This is a genomic window from Photorhabdus namnaonensis (assembly GCF_001684335.1).
Classification (GTDB): Bacteria; Pseudomonadota; Gammaproteobacteria; order Enterobacterales; family Enterobacteriaceae; genus Photorhabdus; species Photorhabdus namnaonensis.
Genome location: NZ_LOIC01000009.1, coordinates 32,487 through 47,674, shown reverse-complemented (window position 1 = coordinate 47,674; position 15,188 = coordinate 32,487). Strand labels below are relative to the sequence as shown.

General features: G+C 41.6%; 17 protein-coding genes and 2 pseudogenes. 14 read left to right on the top strand and 5 right to left on the bottom strand.

The features are described from left to right. Nucleotides 1–70: 70 nt before the first annotated feature. The gene (gene radC, locus Phpb_RS01490) at nt 71–763 is read right to left on the bottom strand and encodes a RadC family protein (RefSeq protein ID WP_036811187.1); all 693 of its coding nucleotides are present in this window, start codon (nt 761–763) and stop codon (nt 71–73) included. Between the two features lie 197 nt (nt 764–960). On the opposite strand from radC, the gene coaBC reads away from it, so the two are divergent. From coaBC to slmA, 3 genes are all read left to right on the top strand, one after another. Next, nucleotides 961–2,178, top strand: a complete 1,218-nt coding sequence (coaBC, locus tag Phpb_RS01485; protein WP_065388856.1) for a bifunctional phosphopantothenoylcysteine decarboxylase/phosphopantothenate--cysteine ligase CoaBC — start codon at nt 961–963, stop codon at nt 2,176–2,178. After that, nucleotides 2,156–2,614 (top strand): dUTP diphosphatase, encoded by a 459-nt coding sequence (gene dut, locus Phpb_RS01480; RefSeq protein WP_065388855.1) that lies wholly within the window; start codon nt 2,156–2,158, stop codon nt 2,612–2,614. The genes coaBC and dut overlap by 23 nt, the downstream gene beginning before the upstream one ends. 240 nt (nt 2,615–2,854) lie before the next feature. Beyond that, the gene (gene slmA / locus Phpb_RS01475) at nt 2,855–3,454 is read left to right on the top strand and encodes a nucleoid occlusion factor SlmA (RefSeq protein ID WP_065388854.1); all 600 of its coding nucleotides are present in this window, start codon (nt 2,855–2,857) and stop codon (nt 3,452–3,454) included. A gap of 59 nt (nt 3,455–3,513) precedes the next feature. Here the strand turns inward: slmA and pyrE are convergent, their stop codons facing one another. Next, nucleotides 3,514–4,155 carry an orotate phosphoribosyltransferase gene (pyrE, locus tag Phpb_RS01470; protein ID WP_065388853.1) on the bottom strand — a complete coding sequence of 214 codons (642 nt, stop codon included), beginning with the start codon at nt 4,153–4,155 and terminating at the stop codon, nt 3,514–3,516. 83 nt (nt 4,156–4,238) lie between these two features. Next, nucleotides 4,239–4,952 (bottom strand): ribonuclease PH, encoded by a 714-nt coding sequence (gene rph / locus Phpb_RS01465; protein ID WP_065388852.1) that lies wholly within the window; start codon nt 4,950–4,952, stop codon nt 4,239–4,241. A 126-nt stretch (nt 4,953–5,078) separates the two neighbouring features. Here rph and Phpb_RS01460 point away from each other — a divergent pair, with 126 nt between their 5' ends. The 10 genes and pseudogenes from Phpb_RS01460 to dinD all read left to right on the top strand — a co-directional run bounded on the left by Phpb_RS01460 (nt 5,079) and on the right by dinD (nt 10,832). Further along, nucleotides 5,079–5,942 carry a YicC/YloC family endoribonuclease gene (locus tag Phpb_RS01460; protein WP_065388851.1) on the top strand — a complete coding sequence of 288 codons (864 nt, stop codon included), beginning with the start codon at nt 5,079–5,081 and terminating at the stop codon, nt 5,940–5,942. A gap of 177 nt (nt 5,943–6,119) precedes the next feature. Further along, nucleotides 6,120–6,808 (top strand): annotated as a pseudogene (locus Phpb_RS01455) (tyrosine-type recombinase/integrase); the annotation flags it as partial. Then, nucleotides 6,757–6,933, top strand: a complete 177-nt coding sequence (locus Phpb_RS27635) for a hypothetical protein (RefSeq protein ID WP_476742264.1) — start codon at nt 6,757–6,759, stop codon at nt 6,931–6,933. The pseudogene Phpb_RS01455 and the gene Phpb_RS27635, both read left to right, overlap by 52 nt. 93 nt (nt 6,934–7,026) lie before the next feature. Further along, nucleotides 7,027–7,902, top strand: a complete 876-nt coding sequence (locus tag Phpb_RS01450; RefSeq protein ID WP_065388850.1) for a hypothetical protein — start codon at nt 7,027–7,029, stop codon at nt 7,900–7,902. A 95-nt stretch (nt 7,903–7,997) separates the two neighbouring features. Continuing rightward, nucleotides 7,998–8,240: a helix-turn-helix transcriptional regulator gene (locus Phpb_RS01445; protein ID WP_065388849.1), complete on the top strand. Its 243-nt coding sequence runs from the start codon at nt 7,998–8,000 to the stop codon at nt 8,238–8,240. A 1-nt stretch (nt 8,241) separates the two neighbouring features. Then, complete coding sequence (locus Phpb_RS01440; RefSeq protein ID WP_065388848.1) at nt 8,242–8,478, top strand: hypothetical protein; 237 nt, start codon at nt 8,242–8,244, stop codon at nt 8,476–8,478. 13 nt (nt 8,479–8,491) lie between these two features. Continuing rightward, on the top strand, nt 8,492–9,085 hold the full coding sequence (locus Phpb_RS01435; protein WP_065388847.1) for a BRO-N domain-containing protein: 594 nt from the start codon (nt 8,492–8,494) through the stop codon (nt 9,083–9,085). Between the two features lie 143 nt (nt 9,086–9,228). After that, nucleotides 9,229–9,369 carry a hypothetical protein gene (locus tag Phpb_RS26465; protein WP_240492377.1) on the top strand — a complete coding sequence of 47 codons (141 nt, stop codon included), beginning with the start codon at nt 9,229–9,231 and terminating at the stop codon, nt 9,367–9,369. Nucleotides 9,370–9,397: 28 nt separating this feature from the next. After that, complete coding sequence (locus tag Phpb_RS26460; protein ID WP_240492376.1) at nt 9,398–9,580, top strand: hypothetical protein; 183 nt, start codon at nt 9,398–9,400, stop codon at nt 9,578–9,580. Between the two features lie 427 nt (nt 9,581–10,007). Continuing rightward, nucleotides 10,008–10,832, top strand: a complete 825-nt coding sequence (gene dinD, locus Phpb_RS01425) for a DNA damage-inducible protein D (RefSeq protein ID WP_065388845.1) — start codon at nt 10,008–10,010, stop codon at nt 10,830–10,832. A 240-nt stretch (nt 10,833–11,072) separates the two neighbouring features. Here the strand turns inward: dinD and Phpb_RS23280 are convergent. Further along, nucleotides 11,073–11,186, bottom strand: a pseudogene (locus tag Phpb_RS23280) (IS3 family transposase); the annotation flags it as partial. Nucleotides 11,187–11,725: 539 nt separating this feature from the next. Between Phpb_RS23280 and Phpb_RS01415 the strand changes: the two are divergent. After that, complete coding sequence (locus tag Phpb_RS01415) at nt 11,726–13,429, top strand: hypothetical protein (RefSeq protein WP_065388843.1); 1,704 nt, start codon at nt 11,726–11,728, stop codon at nt 13,427–13,429. 358 nt (nt 13,430–13,787) lie between these two features. Here the strand turns inward: Phpb_RS01415 and fic are convergent, their stop codons facing one another. After that, nucleotides 13,788–14,897, bottom strand: a complete 1,110-nt coding sequence (gene fic / locus Phpb_RS01410) for a protein adenylyltransferase Fic (RefSeq protein ID WP_065388842.1) — start codon at nt 14,895–14,897, stop codon at nt 13,788–13,790. Between the last annotated feature and the right edge of the window lie 291 nt (nt 14,898–15,188).

Genomic DNA, 15,188 nt, shown 5'->3' with positions numbered 1-15,188 from the left:
TATACGCCCTCAATCGCTGACGCTCAAGTCCCGCACAACCAAAGATCCACAAGGATCTTGAAAAAGTTAGCTAAATCCATCCTCGCTCAGCAAACGAGACACAACATTGTCGGCCAATAACCAGATGATCCAGCACTTTTATACCAACCAAATTACAAGCATCAATCACTTTATCTGTAACAATCTTATCTGCCAAACTCGGCTCTGCATGACCTGATGGATGATTATGAGCCAAAATAACGGATGAAGCATTCACCTTTATCGCCGATCGGACAATTTCACGAGGATGAACTTCAACTTTATTAATGGTGCCTTTAAACATCTCCTCATGACAAATGACTCTATTTTGGTTATTGAGAAACAACACAACAAATATTTCCCTATCACGCCCCGATAATAGATTTTGCAAATACTCTTGAGTCACACTTGGACTACTCATAATATCTTCATGCATGAACTGGCTGGAAAAAAAACGCTTTGCCAGTTCTGCAATAGCCTGTAATTGTGCATACTTGGCTAATCCCATTCCTTTATGAGAACAAAAAGTGTCATAATCAGCAGAGAGTAAATGGTACAGAGACCCAAATTCTTTCAATAGAAATTCAGCCATTCGTAAAACAGGAAGTCCTCTGGTCCCGGTACGTAAAAAAATAGCCAGTAACTCAGCATCTGTCAGAGAAACTGAACCATAAGCCAACAACTTTTCTCTGGGAGCTAAATTTGAATATATTTCTCCTGTATTTTCAGCAACATTAAATTCCATATATTCATCTCCCCGCTCTGTTTTACCTGATACAAACAGTATTCCATGCCTTAAACATCAGGGCGAATATCATATTTAGGAGCTGCGTAGCCGCTCGCAAATTTATCCTTTTTTACAATCAAAGTTCAGACTCTGCTCAACTCTGTAATCTCTTGTGATAAAATCTTGGCCCCTTGCAACTTAATATTCGGACAATCATGATGGCAGGACTTTCCGGCAAACAGATTGTGCTCGGTATCAGCGGAGGGATAGCCGCTTACAAAACTCCCGAGCTGGTACGCCGCCTACGTGATCGCGGCGCACAAGTACGTGTAGTGATGACACCCGCAGCAGAAGCGTTTATTACACCAATGACATTGCAGGCGGTTTCTGGTTATCCCGTTTTCGACGACTTGTTAGATCCGGCGGCAGAAGCGGCTATGGGACATATTGAACTTGGCAAATGGGCCGATCTAATTATTCTCGCCCCTGCTACCGCTGATTTACTAGCGCGCCTGGTAGTCGGTATGGCAAATGATCTCATAACCACTGTCTGCCTAGCCTCCTCAGCCCCAATTGCCGCAGTGCCCGCAATGAATCAACAGATGTTTCGAGCTCAGGCAACACAACATAATCTCAAACTTCTTGAAGAACGGGGGGTTCTTTTGTGGGGGCCGGATAACGGCAGCCAAGCTTGTGGCGACGTTGGTCCCGGCAGGATGCTAAACCCTATGGCGATTGTTGAACTCGCTGAACAACATTTTCAATCCAGCCAAGACTTAGCTCACCTAAAGCTTGCTATTACCGCCGGACCAACCCGGGAAGCATTGGACCCCGTTCGCTTTATCAGCAATCACAGCTCCGGCAAAATGGGGTTTGCTATCGCTCAGGCTGCGGCAACACGTGGGGCGGAAGTCACCCTTATCACAGGCCCCGTTAATTTACCGACACCACCGGGAGTCAAACGAATCGACGTCGCCAGCGCCTTGGAAATGAATGAACAAGTACAGGCAGTAGCGGGTTCACAGCATATTTTCATTGGCTGCGCCGCGGTTGCAGACTATCGCGCTAAACAGATTGCCGCGGAAAAAATTAAAAAACAGGGTGATGAGATTACTTTTACCCTGATCAAAAATCCGGATATTGTTGCCAATGTAGCCGCAATGCAAGAAAACCGCCCTTTTGTGGTTGGATTTGCGGCTGAAACCCAGAATGTGGAAGAATACGCACGAAAAAAACTGAACCAAAAACATTTGGATCTGATTTGTGCCAATGATGTATCCCTTACCGGCCACGGCTTTAACAGTGATACTAATGCATTACATTTGTTCTGGCATGAGGGAGAAATCCGCTTACCTCATAGTAATAAGTTATTACTTAGCCACCATTTATTAGACGAGATAGTCAAACGCTATGATGAAAAAAATCGACGTTAAAATTCTTGACCCACGTATCGGGGAGGAATTTCCTTTGCCTACTTACGCCACGCCAGGCTCCGCAGGTTTAGATTTGCGGGCTTGCTTGGATAATGCGGTGGAACTGGCTCCAGGCCAAACAGAACTGCTTCCAACTGGGCTTGCTATTCATATTGGCGATGAACAATTGGCAGCCGTTATTCTGCCCCGCTCCGGTCTTGGACATAAACATGGCGTCGTTCTGGGTAATCTGGTGGGTTTGATCGATTCTGATTACCAAGGTCAGCTAATGGTTTCCGTCTGGAATCGTGGTGATAAAACTTTCACCATCCAGCCAGGCGAACGTATCGCTCAGATGGTTTTTGTACCCGTCGTCCAGGCTGAATTCAATCTGGTAGAAGATTTTGAAGCCAGCGAAAGAGGAAGCGGTGGTTTTGGTCATTCCGGTCGCCAATAAATCTCTGTAAGACCATACCGTTTATACCCTATGGATTTCAAGATGCATCGCGGCGGCAAGGGAGTGAATCCCCGGGAGCATAGATAACTATGTGACCGGTGTGAGCGAGTGCAGCCAACAAAGAGGCAACTTGAAAGATGACGGGTATAACCCATTATCATATTCTTTGCTCAACATACCGTTGAGCGGAGAATTACTGATCTATTTGTTTTGCTGTTCTTAACAAAGGTCTTGTCAGACATGGCAGAAAACGAAAATACAAAGAAAAGAAACAGGCGCGAGGAAATCTTACAAGCGCTGGCGCACATGTTGCAATCCAGTGATGGCAGCTATCGAATCACTACCGCTAAACTGGCCGCCAACGTAGGCGTTTCCGAAGCTGCCCTATACCGGCATTTTCCTAGTAAAACCCGGATGTTTGACAGCTTGATCGAGTTCATTGAAGACTCATTAATTTCACGAATTAACCTGATTCTGCAAGACGAGAAAGATACCACGACTCGTATTCGCCTGATATTGATCCTGATTCTAGGTTTTTCAGAAAAAAATCCCGGTCTGACCCGCATCATGACCGGTCATGCTCTAATGTTTGAACAAAACCGGCTTCAAGGGCGCATAAATCAGTTATTTGAACGAATTGAAGTACAGATCCGTCAAGTTTTAAAAGAGAAAAAATTACGTGATGGGAAAGGTTTCAGTTATGATGAGTCGTTATTAGCTTCCCAGTTACTCGCGTTTTGTGAAGGGATGCTATCACGTTTTGTACGCTCTGAGTTCCACTATCGTCCAACGCAGGAATTTGAAGCACGCTGGCCATTATTATTGGCTCAGTTACAATAAGTTGTTCTACTACTCACCCCGCCCGTTATTGGGCGAGGGCTTTTTTTAAAGCTTATCTATCAGATACCGTACTGCGCACGATAGGCTTTTACCGCATCCAGATGATCTTTCATCTCTGGCTGACCACTCAAATAATTAATCAAATCATTTAAGGTAATAATAGAAAATACTTTGCAGCCATAATCTCTTTCCACTTCCTGAATTGCCGAGATTTCACCACTCCCACGTTCCTGACGATCAAGACAAATCATCACGCCGGCAAGTGTCGCATTATGCTGCTTGATAATCTCCATAGATTCACGGATAGCTGTGCCTGCGGTAATAACATCATCAACCAGAACAACATTACCTTTAAGTGAGCTACCAACCAAAGTACCGCCTTCGCCATGATTTTTAGCTTCCTTACGGTTAAAACAATATGGCATATCAATATCATGATGCTCTGCCAATGCAACTGCCGTTGTCGTTGCAATTGGAATCCCCTTGTAAGCGGGTCCGAATAACAAATCGCACTGAATACCGCTATCCAACAATGCGGCTGCATAAAAACGCCCGATTAACGCCAAATCACGCCCAGTATTAAACAGCCCGGCATTAAAAAAATACGGGCTTTTACGTCCTGATTTCAGGGTAAATTCCCCAAATTTCAGTACCTGTTTTCTTAGCGCAAGCTCGATAAATTCGCGCTGATAGGCTTTCATTGGTGTCTCTCCTCTCTTAGTCAAAGTTATCGCCATACAACAGGCACAAAAAAGGCGACTACTCCGTCGCCTTTATCAACTTATTATTTTAATGCATTTCTCTGCGCTGCAAAAATGTCCTCTAACCCACCCTTGGCAAGGGCCAATAAGGATAACAATTCATCATGACTAAATGGCTCGCCTTCCGCAGTGCCTTGCACTTCAATCATTCGGCCATCTTCCATCATCACGACATTCATATCAGTTTCAGCGGCGGAATCTTCCACATATTCCAGATCACAACGACCTTCGCCACCCACAATGCCAACAGAGACCGCAGCAACCATTGATTTCAGAGGACTCTCTTTCAACTTGCCTGCTTCCACCATTTTATTCAACGCATCAACCAGCGCGACACAAGCCCCCGTAATAGAAGCTGTACGAGTACCGCCATCAGCCTGAATAACATCACAATCCAGTGTAATGGTGTGTTCACCCAGTTTTTTCAGATCAACCGCGGCGCGCAACGAACGGGCAATTAAACGTTGGATTTCCATCGTACGTCCGCCCTGTTTGCCTTTAGCTGCTTCACGAGCATTTCGGGTATGAGTAGAACGCGGTAACATGCCATATTCAGCGGTAACCCAACCTTGCCCCTGACCTTTCAAGAAACGAGGAACCCCTTCTTCAACGGACGCATTACATAACACTTTCGTCTCGCCAAACTCTACTAGAACCGAGCCTTCCGCATGCTTAGTATAATGACGGGTTATAGTGATAGGACGCACTTGTTCTGCCGCTCTTCCTGTTGGGCGCATAGTGTTATCTCCGTTGTTAGATCATTATTGGGGGCGCATTATACGGCCTAACCGGGCTAATGCCTATCCTGCATCTACAACGAGCGTTATAATCTCTTAATCTTTTGTTTAAATTGGGAACGAATCATGATCCGTAGTATGACTGCTTTTGCACGGCGAGATATCAAAAGTGAATGGGGAAATGCAGCCTGGGAACTACGCTCCGTTAATCAGCGTTATTTAGAAACTTATATTCGCCTACCAGAACAATTCAGAAGCTTGGAACCGGTGATCCGTGAACGTATTCGTTCCCGTCTGACTCGCGGAAAAGTTGAGTGTAACCTGCGTTTTGAACTGGATTCACGCGCTCAAGGCGAACTTATCCTGAATGAAACTTTGGCAAAACAGCTAGTAAACTCAGCAAACTGGGTCAAACAACAGAGCAATGAAGGTGAAATCAACCCTGTTGATATTCTGCGTTGGCCTGGCGTTATGGCAGCAGAAGAGCAAGACTTAGATGCTATTAGCACTCAATTGCTGGCAGAGCTGGACACAACACTGGATGCCTTTATTCAAAGCCGTGAAGCCGAAGGCAATGCACTCAAGATGATGATTGAACAACGTTTGGACGCAGTAACCGAAGAAGTCAGTAAAGTTCGCCAACAAATGCCTGAAATCATGCAATGGCAACGGGAACGCCTGCAAACCAAACTGGAAGAAGCGCAGGTACAGCTTGAAAATAACCGTCTTGAGCAAGAATTGGTTTTACTGGCCCAACGCCTTGATGTGGCAGAAGAGTTAGATCGCCTCGATGCCCACGTCAAAGAAACCCGTAATATTTTGAAGAAAAAAGAAGCCGTCGGCCGCCGTCTGGATTTTATGATGCAGGAATTCAACCGAGAATCTAATACGCTTGCCTCCAAATCTATCAACGCCGATATCACTAATTCCGCTATTGAATTGAAGGTGCTGATTGAGCAGATGAGGGAGCAGATTCAGAATATTGAGTGACGTTTCTTAGCATATCAGAACAAATCATAAAGCCAGTATATACTTTGTTATATCTGACTTTTTTACTATCATAGCATTGCAGAGCGAATCACAGTAGCGCATGATTAGCGTGTACCCAAAGCGCATTCAAAAAACCATTTTGGGTACACCCCCTATTTCATACTGGAAATTGCACAAATGCCTAAATTCACAGATAAAGAAATCAGGGCATGGATAAAGTCAGGCGAAAGGTTCGAAGGGAAAGCGGACGGCAACGGGCTATATTTACGCTTTAGAGAAAATGGCCGAATTCCATCATGGCGTTTCAGATATAAATTAGCTGGAAAGTCTAGAACCATGAATTTGGGAACGTACGCCAACCTATCCCTAGCCAAAGCACGAGAGTTAACCAGATAGCTATCAGCCCGTGTTGTTTTGAGCTATGACGTTCTGGCGAAAAGCAGGAACGCAAAGCCGAAGCACTGGCAAAGATTGAAGCTGAGAAGAACGCTATCAAGGTATCAGACCTAGCGACTGAATATTTTGAACGCCAGATACTGCCACGCTGGAAACACCCTGACATACTCCGCAGAAGAATAGATAAAGACATTAACCCTCGCATTGGTCATATGCAGCTGGAGGACGTGAAGCCCCGTCATATTGATGAAATTCTAAATAGCATCGTTGATAGAGGCGCACTCACTATAGCAACAGACGTTCTGCGATGGATTAGGCGTATATTTGATTATGGTATCAGGCGTCAGATCATTGACGTAAATCCCTGTTCAGCATTTGAGGTTGCTGATGCTGGTGGAAAAGAAGTATCACGCGACAGATGGCTAACCAGAGAAGAGTTGATCATCCTATTGAAGGCGTTGAGGACATCTATAACAGACATGATTATTTCGACGAGCGCAAGGCGGCATTAACTCAATGGTGTGATTTGCTGGTAGCACTAGAAAAAGGCGAAGATTACAACGTGATCCCGATGGTTACACGAAAAGCAAAATAACAAAACTAGCCGTATCTAGCTCGACGGGGCGAAAAGTGGGGAAGCCTTACCCACCTGATACGGTTATCTTTAAGGCGCGTAAAAGGTGACGTGATGAAGAAGTTATTTAAACTAAAGGAATGGTTTACTTTAGGAGAGACAGCCCGAAGATTAACCAGTTCGTTTGAAGAAGAAATATCGATAGCTGATTGCCTATCTTTAGCATTAGATAAACGATTAATGATATCTGTTTTATTAGATAAATCAGTATATGCCGTAAAAGCTAAACTAATAAAAACGACAATGAGAAAACAATTTAGCGATTGTATTAAATCAACCACTAACGAAGGTGCTGTTCTAAATATGCTGGTAGGAGAGCGTTTTTATACAAATGAACAGCTTGATCATGAATATGAAGAAATAGAGAGGGAAGACGTGGCTTTTAAATTACCTCACGGAATATATGATTTACCGATGATTGGCGCAGAAGAGTTAGATGTTATGCACACATTTGATACAGCTCAGAGCCGCTCGCCACGCGAGTACGTAAACATCGAAGGGGCGTTTTTAAATACGAAGTTTGGTATGGTTAATATATTAGCGAGCTTCAACAAACTCACACTTGAATATAACGATAAAGAATTAGCCTTATTTGACTCTGTTAAAAATGAATTTGTGGATTATAAGAATTACCATAATTTCTTCTACCCCGATGATGGGCTGGGTGATGTTGAGTTTATTTGTCGTAGAGAACATATAGAAAAGTTGGAGCAATCAGTTCTAAATGATGGAGAAGCCGCGCTTGCATTAGACGATAGTTTGCTGATTATTGGATCAATGCTATCAGCCTTAAAAAAAGCTAAACCAGAATCAAAACGCTGGACTCAAGACGCACTAAAAGGAGAGTTAGAGAAAACCTGTCCTATCAGTGCGAGAACTCTTGATAAATATTTCTCAGAAGCAAATAAACGTTTAAAATCAGTTAATTAATTTCGCACCGAAAACTCATTTTTCGTTGCGATGACAATTTAACAAAACAATTCTTAAATATGCCTAGTTACCAACAGAGAAGAGCTAGGCAAATCATGGAATACCAGCGCAAACGCAATCCACGCACTAAAAGTATTACTCCTTATCCCACCAGCGGAAACGCTCGTAAACGTCATACAGCCGACTTTTTAGGTATATCTGACGCAACTCTTAACCGATGGGTTAAAGCTGGAAAACTACCATTACCCTTTGAGCTTGAAGAGGGTTTTTCAGTTTTTGACGCAGCAGAGATCCGCGCATGGGTGGAGTCTAAAAAAGCACAACGAGAGGTGGCATAAGATGAAAAAAAACCGCCCTTGTGGTGGCGGCTTAAATATTTCAGATATTGAAAATTGCCCCACCATTATAACCAAACGGACACCAAAGAAACGTAGCCATTATCGCTATCGTATTCGCTACCAGCAGGACGCACAAAAGATTGTCAGTCTTGTTAATAAACGCGTTCAAGCTGGTGGATATGAGGGCATATCTGAATCACAAGCTGAATTAATTTTGTCTCTGTACCCTACCGAATAACGGAGTAATAAACATGACATCCAAAAATATGGCCTTAATCGGTCAGGGACTTGTTCACTCTGAAAACAGTCAAGAACCTATTTTGAATATCGACTCAGCGGATATCTCATTTATTAAATTTGAGTGTGTACAGGTTCGAATTTTCAAAAATAACAATGAGCCGTGGTTTATTGCTGCGGACGTGTGTAAGGCTTTGGGGATCACGAACCCAAGTAAAGCTCTAAAGGCTTTAGATTTGGATGAAAAAAATACTGTAACTTTAAATTATGGTATTCAGGGAAATCCAAAACGAGCTGGCATTTCAGAGTCTGGTTTTTACAAACTAATCACTCGTAGCCGCAAGGCCACCAAGCAAGGAACGTTTGCCCATAGATTCGCTAATTGGGTATTCCGTGAGGTTATCCCGTCTATCCGCAAAACGGGTTCTTATGGTGTGCCATTTGCCGCGCTGAACGACTTCACCCGGCGACAGAACGAATACAAAGCAATTGCGTCTCAACGTGGGCGCGATCTTCAATCATGCAAAGGAGAACTAGCCAGCTTAAATAAAGAAGGACGGGAACTGTGGAGAACATACCAGCCTGACCTTTTGGAAGAAGCAGAGTGATGATCATTGTTAACTGCGTAGACTCCTTGAGGTTAAGGAGTCCTACTTTTGAAGTCCTCACTTCGGCTGCCCCGATAATTTCGGGTCAGTTACCTAACCCATTGAAATATAGTCACACGGCATATTTGCAATCTGGTCATAATATGCGCGTATCATTTAGCGACGCGGTTAATTTGCGATCCTCATTGAGTGGAGCACAAAAAGAAAAGGATGGCACAAAGAAAGCAAAAGAACGCATCATCGATAATCGCCACGGTCACAGGGAAGGTAACCGTAGCGCCTAGGCGTATTAAGTGCCAAACAGATAAAGTGATGGCAGTCGCTACCATGCAGGCACAGAGTGAAAAGCGCAGTGATTACCCGCTGCGTGTAGTGGGCTTTGATGAAATGGCGCTGTCGGTGATGCTATTGCGGAAAGGTCAGGTGATCACTGTTATGGGGGGATCTTCTTATTGGCAAGGATATCAGTTAGCTGTCTCCTCAATCACTCAATAGGTTCCGACGCAATACGTCGCGACTCCTATAGCTCAGAACGTTAAACGTACCAACCTACTCACTGAATTTGCAGGGCTTAATTTTAAGCTCTGCCATGAAAACAATGAGTAACAGAATGGTGAGCCCAGTTCTTCTATTCACTTCCGACGATATTCGTTGTCAGTCATTAGCTCAGTGCGTTTAGTGTACTGACTTCACTTCATTGATTGTGGGGATATCAGATAACGACAAAGAAAATGATTAATAAAGTGAAAGGTAACAAAATAATGCAGAGGTTCAACTACCGAGGATTTTCCGGTAGTTCGATAGCCACGGTGAGATTACGGAGAGGGTTATTCTTGGATGGCATAACAGTATTTGAATTACACTAAAGGTAAGCTATCCGTATTATCAATCTATACCACTACAAATATGAGAGGTTCGATACATGGAGCAACACCACCAGCCATTTGAAGAAATAAAAAGAATTGATGAATCTGATATCGAATTCTGGTCGGCTAGAGAGCTTTCTAAGCTTCTTGAATATTCAGAGTACCGTCACTTCACGCCTGTTTTAGAACGAGCTAAAGAAGCCTGCTCCCATAGCGGACACAATATTGAAGACCATTTCGAGGATGCCCTCGATATGGTCAATATTGGCTCAGGTGCACAAAGAAAATTAAAGGATGTAATACTGTCTCGCTATGCCTGCTATCTCGTTGTACAAAATGGCGATCCTAGCAAGCCAGTGATAGCGGCAGGGCAGACATATTTTGCGATTCAAACTAGGCGGCAAGAGCTAGCAGATGATGCGACATTTAAAAGACTACGAGAAGATGAAAAGCGGCTATTCCTGCGTAATGAGCTAAAAGAGCATAACAAGCAGTTAGTTGAAACAGCCCAGCGAGCAGGCGTAGAAACAAATATTGATTTTGCCATTTTCCAAAATCACGGCTACCAAGGTTTATACGGTGGACTAGACCAGAAAGCAATCCACCAACGAAAAGGCTTAAAAAAATCACAACGAATATTAGATCACATGGGGTCAACAGAGCTTGCTGCTAACTTGTTTAGAGCAACCCAAGCCGAGGAAAAGCTGAGACGAGATAACGTAAAAACCAAAACACAAGCAAACCAGACTCATTTTGACGTTGGAAGAAAAGTTAGAGATACGATCCAAGAGTTGGGCGGAACAATGCCAGAGGATTTACCATCACCAGAGAAAAGCACCAAACAATTAGAAACGATAGCAAAGAAAAAACTCAAAAAGTAATCACATCGCTAATATGTAACTTTCATGATTGTACACATTTCAATCATCCCAGAGGTACACCTCGATTTAGCATGTACCCAAGGGTGTATATTGAATAGATCAAACCCAGTAATGACGCAACCTAACGCCTCATACTCAATGAATTGATTCAAGAGTAAGGTTTCAGACGATATCACATTGTCTCAGCCTAACTAACCATTCCCCTAATAGCCGTAACCCCATAAAGTTGAACAGGTTACATTACGCGGCTAACAAGGTCTGAGTTCGGAACTCTACCGGACTCAGGCCATTTAACTTCAGACTAATATGCTCATTATTGTAGTAATGGATGTATTCATCGATAGCCTTTCGCAACTCGCTAATAATCATGAGCTGGCGAAGGTAAAAACACTATGCAAAGCATGAAATGCTCCCGATTGCCAAGAAAAGTCATGAAGTTAATCAGCAGCTCTGAAATAGAATTATTTAACAAAGGAATAGTATGGCTTCAATGGAAAAGTATGTAAGTCGTCTAGGTAGCACATTAGTATTAAATACATTAATCTCTCTTGATTGGTGTAAATATAAAAACTTGATTAAAGCGGAAAATACAAATAAAAAAATATATACCCTATGGATTTCAAAATGCATCGCGACGGCAAGGGAGAAAATCCCCGGGAGCATAGCGAACTATGTGACCAGGGTGAGTGAGTGCAGCCAACAAAGAGGCAACTTAAAAGATAACGGGTATAGATAGAACTGACATTATATAATGGCAGTCGCTTATGAGTGCCATTGCATACATAATGGCTCATTAAATCAAATAATCATTCATTTTATTGAGCAAGCCAACTGTTGATGAACTTTTCACCAGGTAGTATAATTGCTCTATATACACGAAACGAGTTTGTTTTATGAAGAAGCGAAACAGCAGGAAAAAATCAAGGCCAGTTGTCTCAAAAAAAACCACGAATACACTCATGATGAGTGGTGACTTCATCATATTTTGCGAAAAACTGACACAACAGATAGAAATTATCGCCCAATTCTCTCCTGACTATTATTTCTGCAAAGCGATTATTGCCAGAGAGGAAAAGAAATTCCAAATTGAAAGACAGTGTATCCTTAATCTATTGAGGTACACTGATTCACCAAAATCCTTTTTGATTGAGAAACTTTTAAATAACCAACATGAATTTATTTGTAGTGAGCAAGTTGATACTATTCTCTCTCTCATAAGAACAAATACAGCATCCAATGTGTACATTCAGATAATTAAATCGTTTATTTTATCTGGCACAAAACAAAAAATAGCGCCTTATTTTAATTGTCTAATGGGCTATTCTCAAAATTTTAATGAGGAGCAGCCATATCTTGATATAGACACTATATCAGATAACCAATTATTAATGTTTTATGAAGAAACTCACAGAGTATTATTAGACAACTCTAATAATGCCGATATTCTAAAAAAACTTACTAATTTTATTTTTAGTAAAGTCACAGAGAATACATGCCAAAGTCTTTTATTTTTCATATCATATTTTAATATAAAATCCAACCCAGAGTATGCTATTGAAATAGCCAATCGTTTCTTGGAAGCTCCAAATCTATCGACTGATAACACAAGCTATTTGCCGAATTTAGCATACAATACAGCTTTGACTGCGATAGATTTTGCGGATATAAATGAAGCTTACTTTTGGCTTGAGTATATAAATAATGAGGAAAGATCTCAAAAGATAAAAAATGAGATCGATAGCCTAGAAGAAAAGATACATACAAGGAGCAACCATCCATTAAATCCAGAAAATATTCCTCCCAAATATATCAATGATATTTCAACTAAAGATATCATTATGTTATGTTCATATCTTGATGGTTGTGGTGATGATTGGGGATTGAAAGAGTTAAATCGTTCAGGAAAGTATATTTTCCCTTCTAAAACTGTCACCATAGAGACATTCAAATCTTTAGCGCTCAATGGATTAGTGAAGATGTCTCAAACTTCTTTTAATAGCTTTGAAGATAAACAGTTAAACGATTTTAATGACATAATATTTAACGCTAAATTCCATACTAATATTCATGGAGTAGGTGATAGTAAACTGTTAGCCCTACCGATTTTATTAGAGGAATTAGATCGGAGAAATGATAAACTCGATGCATCTTCTTATATTTGGAAAGTGATTTCCACTGGCTATTTTTATAGTGCATTTGAGTATTACCTAAACAACGTAAGTGATACTTGGGCTCGCGAATTCACTCTTAATGAAAAAACTATAGAACGGATATCTTCATCGTCATTAAGTGCAAAAGACTTATCATACATAGCAAGATATGCAATTGGCTATGCAGCAGGACAACACTCAATCGGCGGAACAAAAGGTAATAAACATACCTGTAATGTTTTAATTGGCAGTATAAACCGCAATTTTGATTGGGTTGATACAGATAAATTTTATCCTAAAACTTTTCCGAGAGATAAGAAACAACCAGTTATGTCATCTGAAAGGATTATGGAGAAAATCTGTGGCATTACACCGGATGATTTATATAATCTTCCGCCACAAACACTAGAACACAACCAAAATGAATTTTCGGAAGATGAATTCTAAATAGCGTTTCATAATTCTGCTACATATGGCCTTCTTCAACCCATTGTTATATATGGAATTATGAGTGGTATAAGATGTAGCACTATTTTAGAATCTTATTTAGAATGAGTGCAGAAGCACATTACCTTTTATTTGAATTTAACGATGCCTTAAATTAAATTGTGTGACTGCCTGTTTTGAATAGGTTCATTCGAACAACAAAGACAGGCACATTATATGGCCGAAAAGAAGTGACCACATCAGCTATCACCTCTAATACAGTCAATTACACAGAATTAACTACAGGGTCCATCATGTTCGGCTTCAATTTTTTCCAGTTATTCACAAAAGTTTTTAATAAATTTGATCTGAATACTTTTCAAACTGTGTAATAACTCAATGTATTACTATCCTTGGTCATTAACTGCACCAGTTTAGGGTGAACAAATAACTTTTCTTTCCCGGCCTGAATTTCTCGTAATACTCCAATATCACACAACTGCTTTAAATAAACCGAAGCAGTTTGACGTTTAGCAATATCACATTCAACCAAATTGGTAATACGGCAATAAGGTTGTTCAAATATCACCTGCACCAGCTCATGGCTGTAAATCTTAGGTAGGCTTTGTTTGATATACTCGCTGGTATGTTCAATCAGTTCTCTTACCGCAGCAATTTTATCCGTAGTCCATTTAGCGGTTTGCTCTACTGCGGTTAACATATAGATGACCCACTCTTCCCATTTACCAGCGGCAGTGACTTGAGTGAGCAACCGATAATAATCACTCTTATGTTGTACGATGTAACGACTTAAATAGAGAATTGGCAGCGTCAAAAGCTGTTGTTCAATAAGATAGAGAATATTAATGATACGGCCAGTACGTCCATTACCATCAGTAAACGGATGAATAGCTTCAAACTGGTAGTGAGCAATGGCCATTTTGATTAATGGATCGATTCCATCTTCTGCATGAAGAAATTGTTCCCAATTGCTGAGTAAATCACGTATCTGAGATTCCCCTTCCGGCGGTGTATAAATAATTTCACCCGTTGCCTGATTACTAAGCGTTGTACCGGGAACTTTGCGAATATTCATATCAACAGCTTTTAGTCGGCTACAAACTTCAATAGCTGTATTGGTGCATAATGGCCGCCGAGTTAATTGTATAAACCCTTCATAAAGTGCGGTGCGGTAGCGTAGTGCTTCTTTCGTTGCAGGATCAGCCAGACTGTCTTCTTGTGCATATTGGAACAGTTTGTCTGAAGTAGTAACAATATTTTCGATTTCTGAGCTGTCTTTTGCTTCCAGCAATGGCAACAAGTTAATGAGTAACCCCTGATTAGGCAACAATTCACCAGCTTGCTTAAGCGTAGCCAGTGCAGCTCTGGCAGGTATACAGGCTTTTAGTACCGCAATGGACTCCATCACCTTTATGGCTGGCGGCAATAAGGGAATAGCATTAAAAGGCGCATCGGGCTGCCATGTCATGTTTATATTTCCTATTTTTTTCGACACGTTGCGAGTATATGTTGACGGCATCGACACGTGAAGATCTCATGTCGATAAAATCGAAAAATTTCGACACGTTTTGGCGATATGTCGATCATATCGACATATGGAAATTGTGCGTCGAAAAGGCAAGAAAATATCGACGTATTATCAACAGGCGTCGATATCATTATCCATCCCTAGCACCATAAAACAGAATTTACTCAGCCACCAACCTAATCTTCGCCGCTCTCCAAGCGGTAAATATCGCCAGCAAGGGTGCAATAGCAA

Coding starts and splice junctions, on each gene's coding strand:
- slmA (WP_065388854.1), top strand. CDS start 2,855: ATGGCAGAAAACGAAAATACAAAGAAAAGAAACAGGCGCGAGGAAATC.
- Phpb_RS27635 (WP_476742264.1), top strand. CDS start 6,757: ATGGCTAACCAGAGAAGAGTTGATCATCCTATTGAAGGCGTTGAGGAC.
- Phpb_RS01440 (WP_065388848.1), top strand. CDS start 8,242: ATGAAAAAAAACCGCCCTTGTGGTGGCGGCTTAAATATTTCAGATATT.
- radC (WP_036811187.1), bottom strand. CDS start 763: ATGGAATTTAATGTTGCTGAAAATACAGGAGAAATATATTCAAATTTA.
- Phpb_RS01445 (WP_065388849.1), top strand. CDS start 7,998: ATGGAATACCAGCGCAAACGCAATCCACGCACTAAAAGTATTACTCCT.
- coaBC (WP_065388856.1), top strand. CDS start 961: ATGATGGCAGGACTTTCCGGCAAACAGATTGTGCTCGGTATCAGCGGA.
- pyrE (WP_065388853.1), bottom strand. CDS start 4,155: ATGAAAGCCTATCAGCGCGAATTTATCGAGCTTGCGCTAAGAAAACAG.
- Phpb_RS26465 (WP_240492377.1), top strand. CDS start 9,229: ATGCGCGTATCATTTAGCGACGCGGTTAATTTGCGATCCTCATTGAGT.
- Phpb_RS01435 (WP_065388847.1), top strand. CDS start 8,492: ATGACATCCAAAAATATGGCCTTAATCGGTCAGGGACTTGTTCACTCT.
- dut (WP_065388855.1), top strand. CDS start 2,156: ATGATGAAAAAAATCGACGTTAAAATTCTTGACCCACGTATCGGGGAG.
- fic (WP_065388842.1), bottom strand. CDS start 14,897: ATGACATGGCAGCCCGATGCGCCTTTTAATGCTATTCCCTTATTGCCG.
- Phpb_RS01460 (WP_065388851.1), top strand. CDS start 5,079: ATGATCCGTAGTATGACTGCTTTTGCACGGCGAGATATCAAAAGTGAA.
- Phpb_RS26460 (WP_240492376.1), top strand. CDS start 9,398: ATGGCAGTCGCTACCATGCAGGCACAGAGTGAAAAGCGCAGTGATTAC.
- rph (WP_065388852.1), bottom strand. CDS start 4,952: ATGCGCCCAACAGGAAGAGCGGCAGAACAAGTGCGTCCTATCACTATA.
- dinD (WP_065388845.1), top strand. CDS start 10,008: ATGGAGCAACACCACCAGCCATTTGAAGAAATAAAAAGAATTGATGAA.
- Phpb_RS01415 (WP_065388843.1), top strand. CDS start 11,726: ATGAAGAAGCGAAACAGCAGGAAAAAATCAAGGCCAGTTGTCTCAAAA.
- Phpb_RS01450 (WP_065388850.1), top strand. CDS start 7,027: ATGAAGAAGTTATTTAAACTAAAGGAATGGTTTACTTTAGGAGAGACA.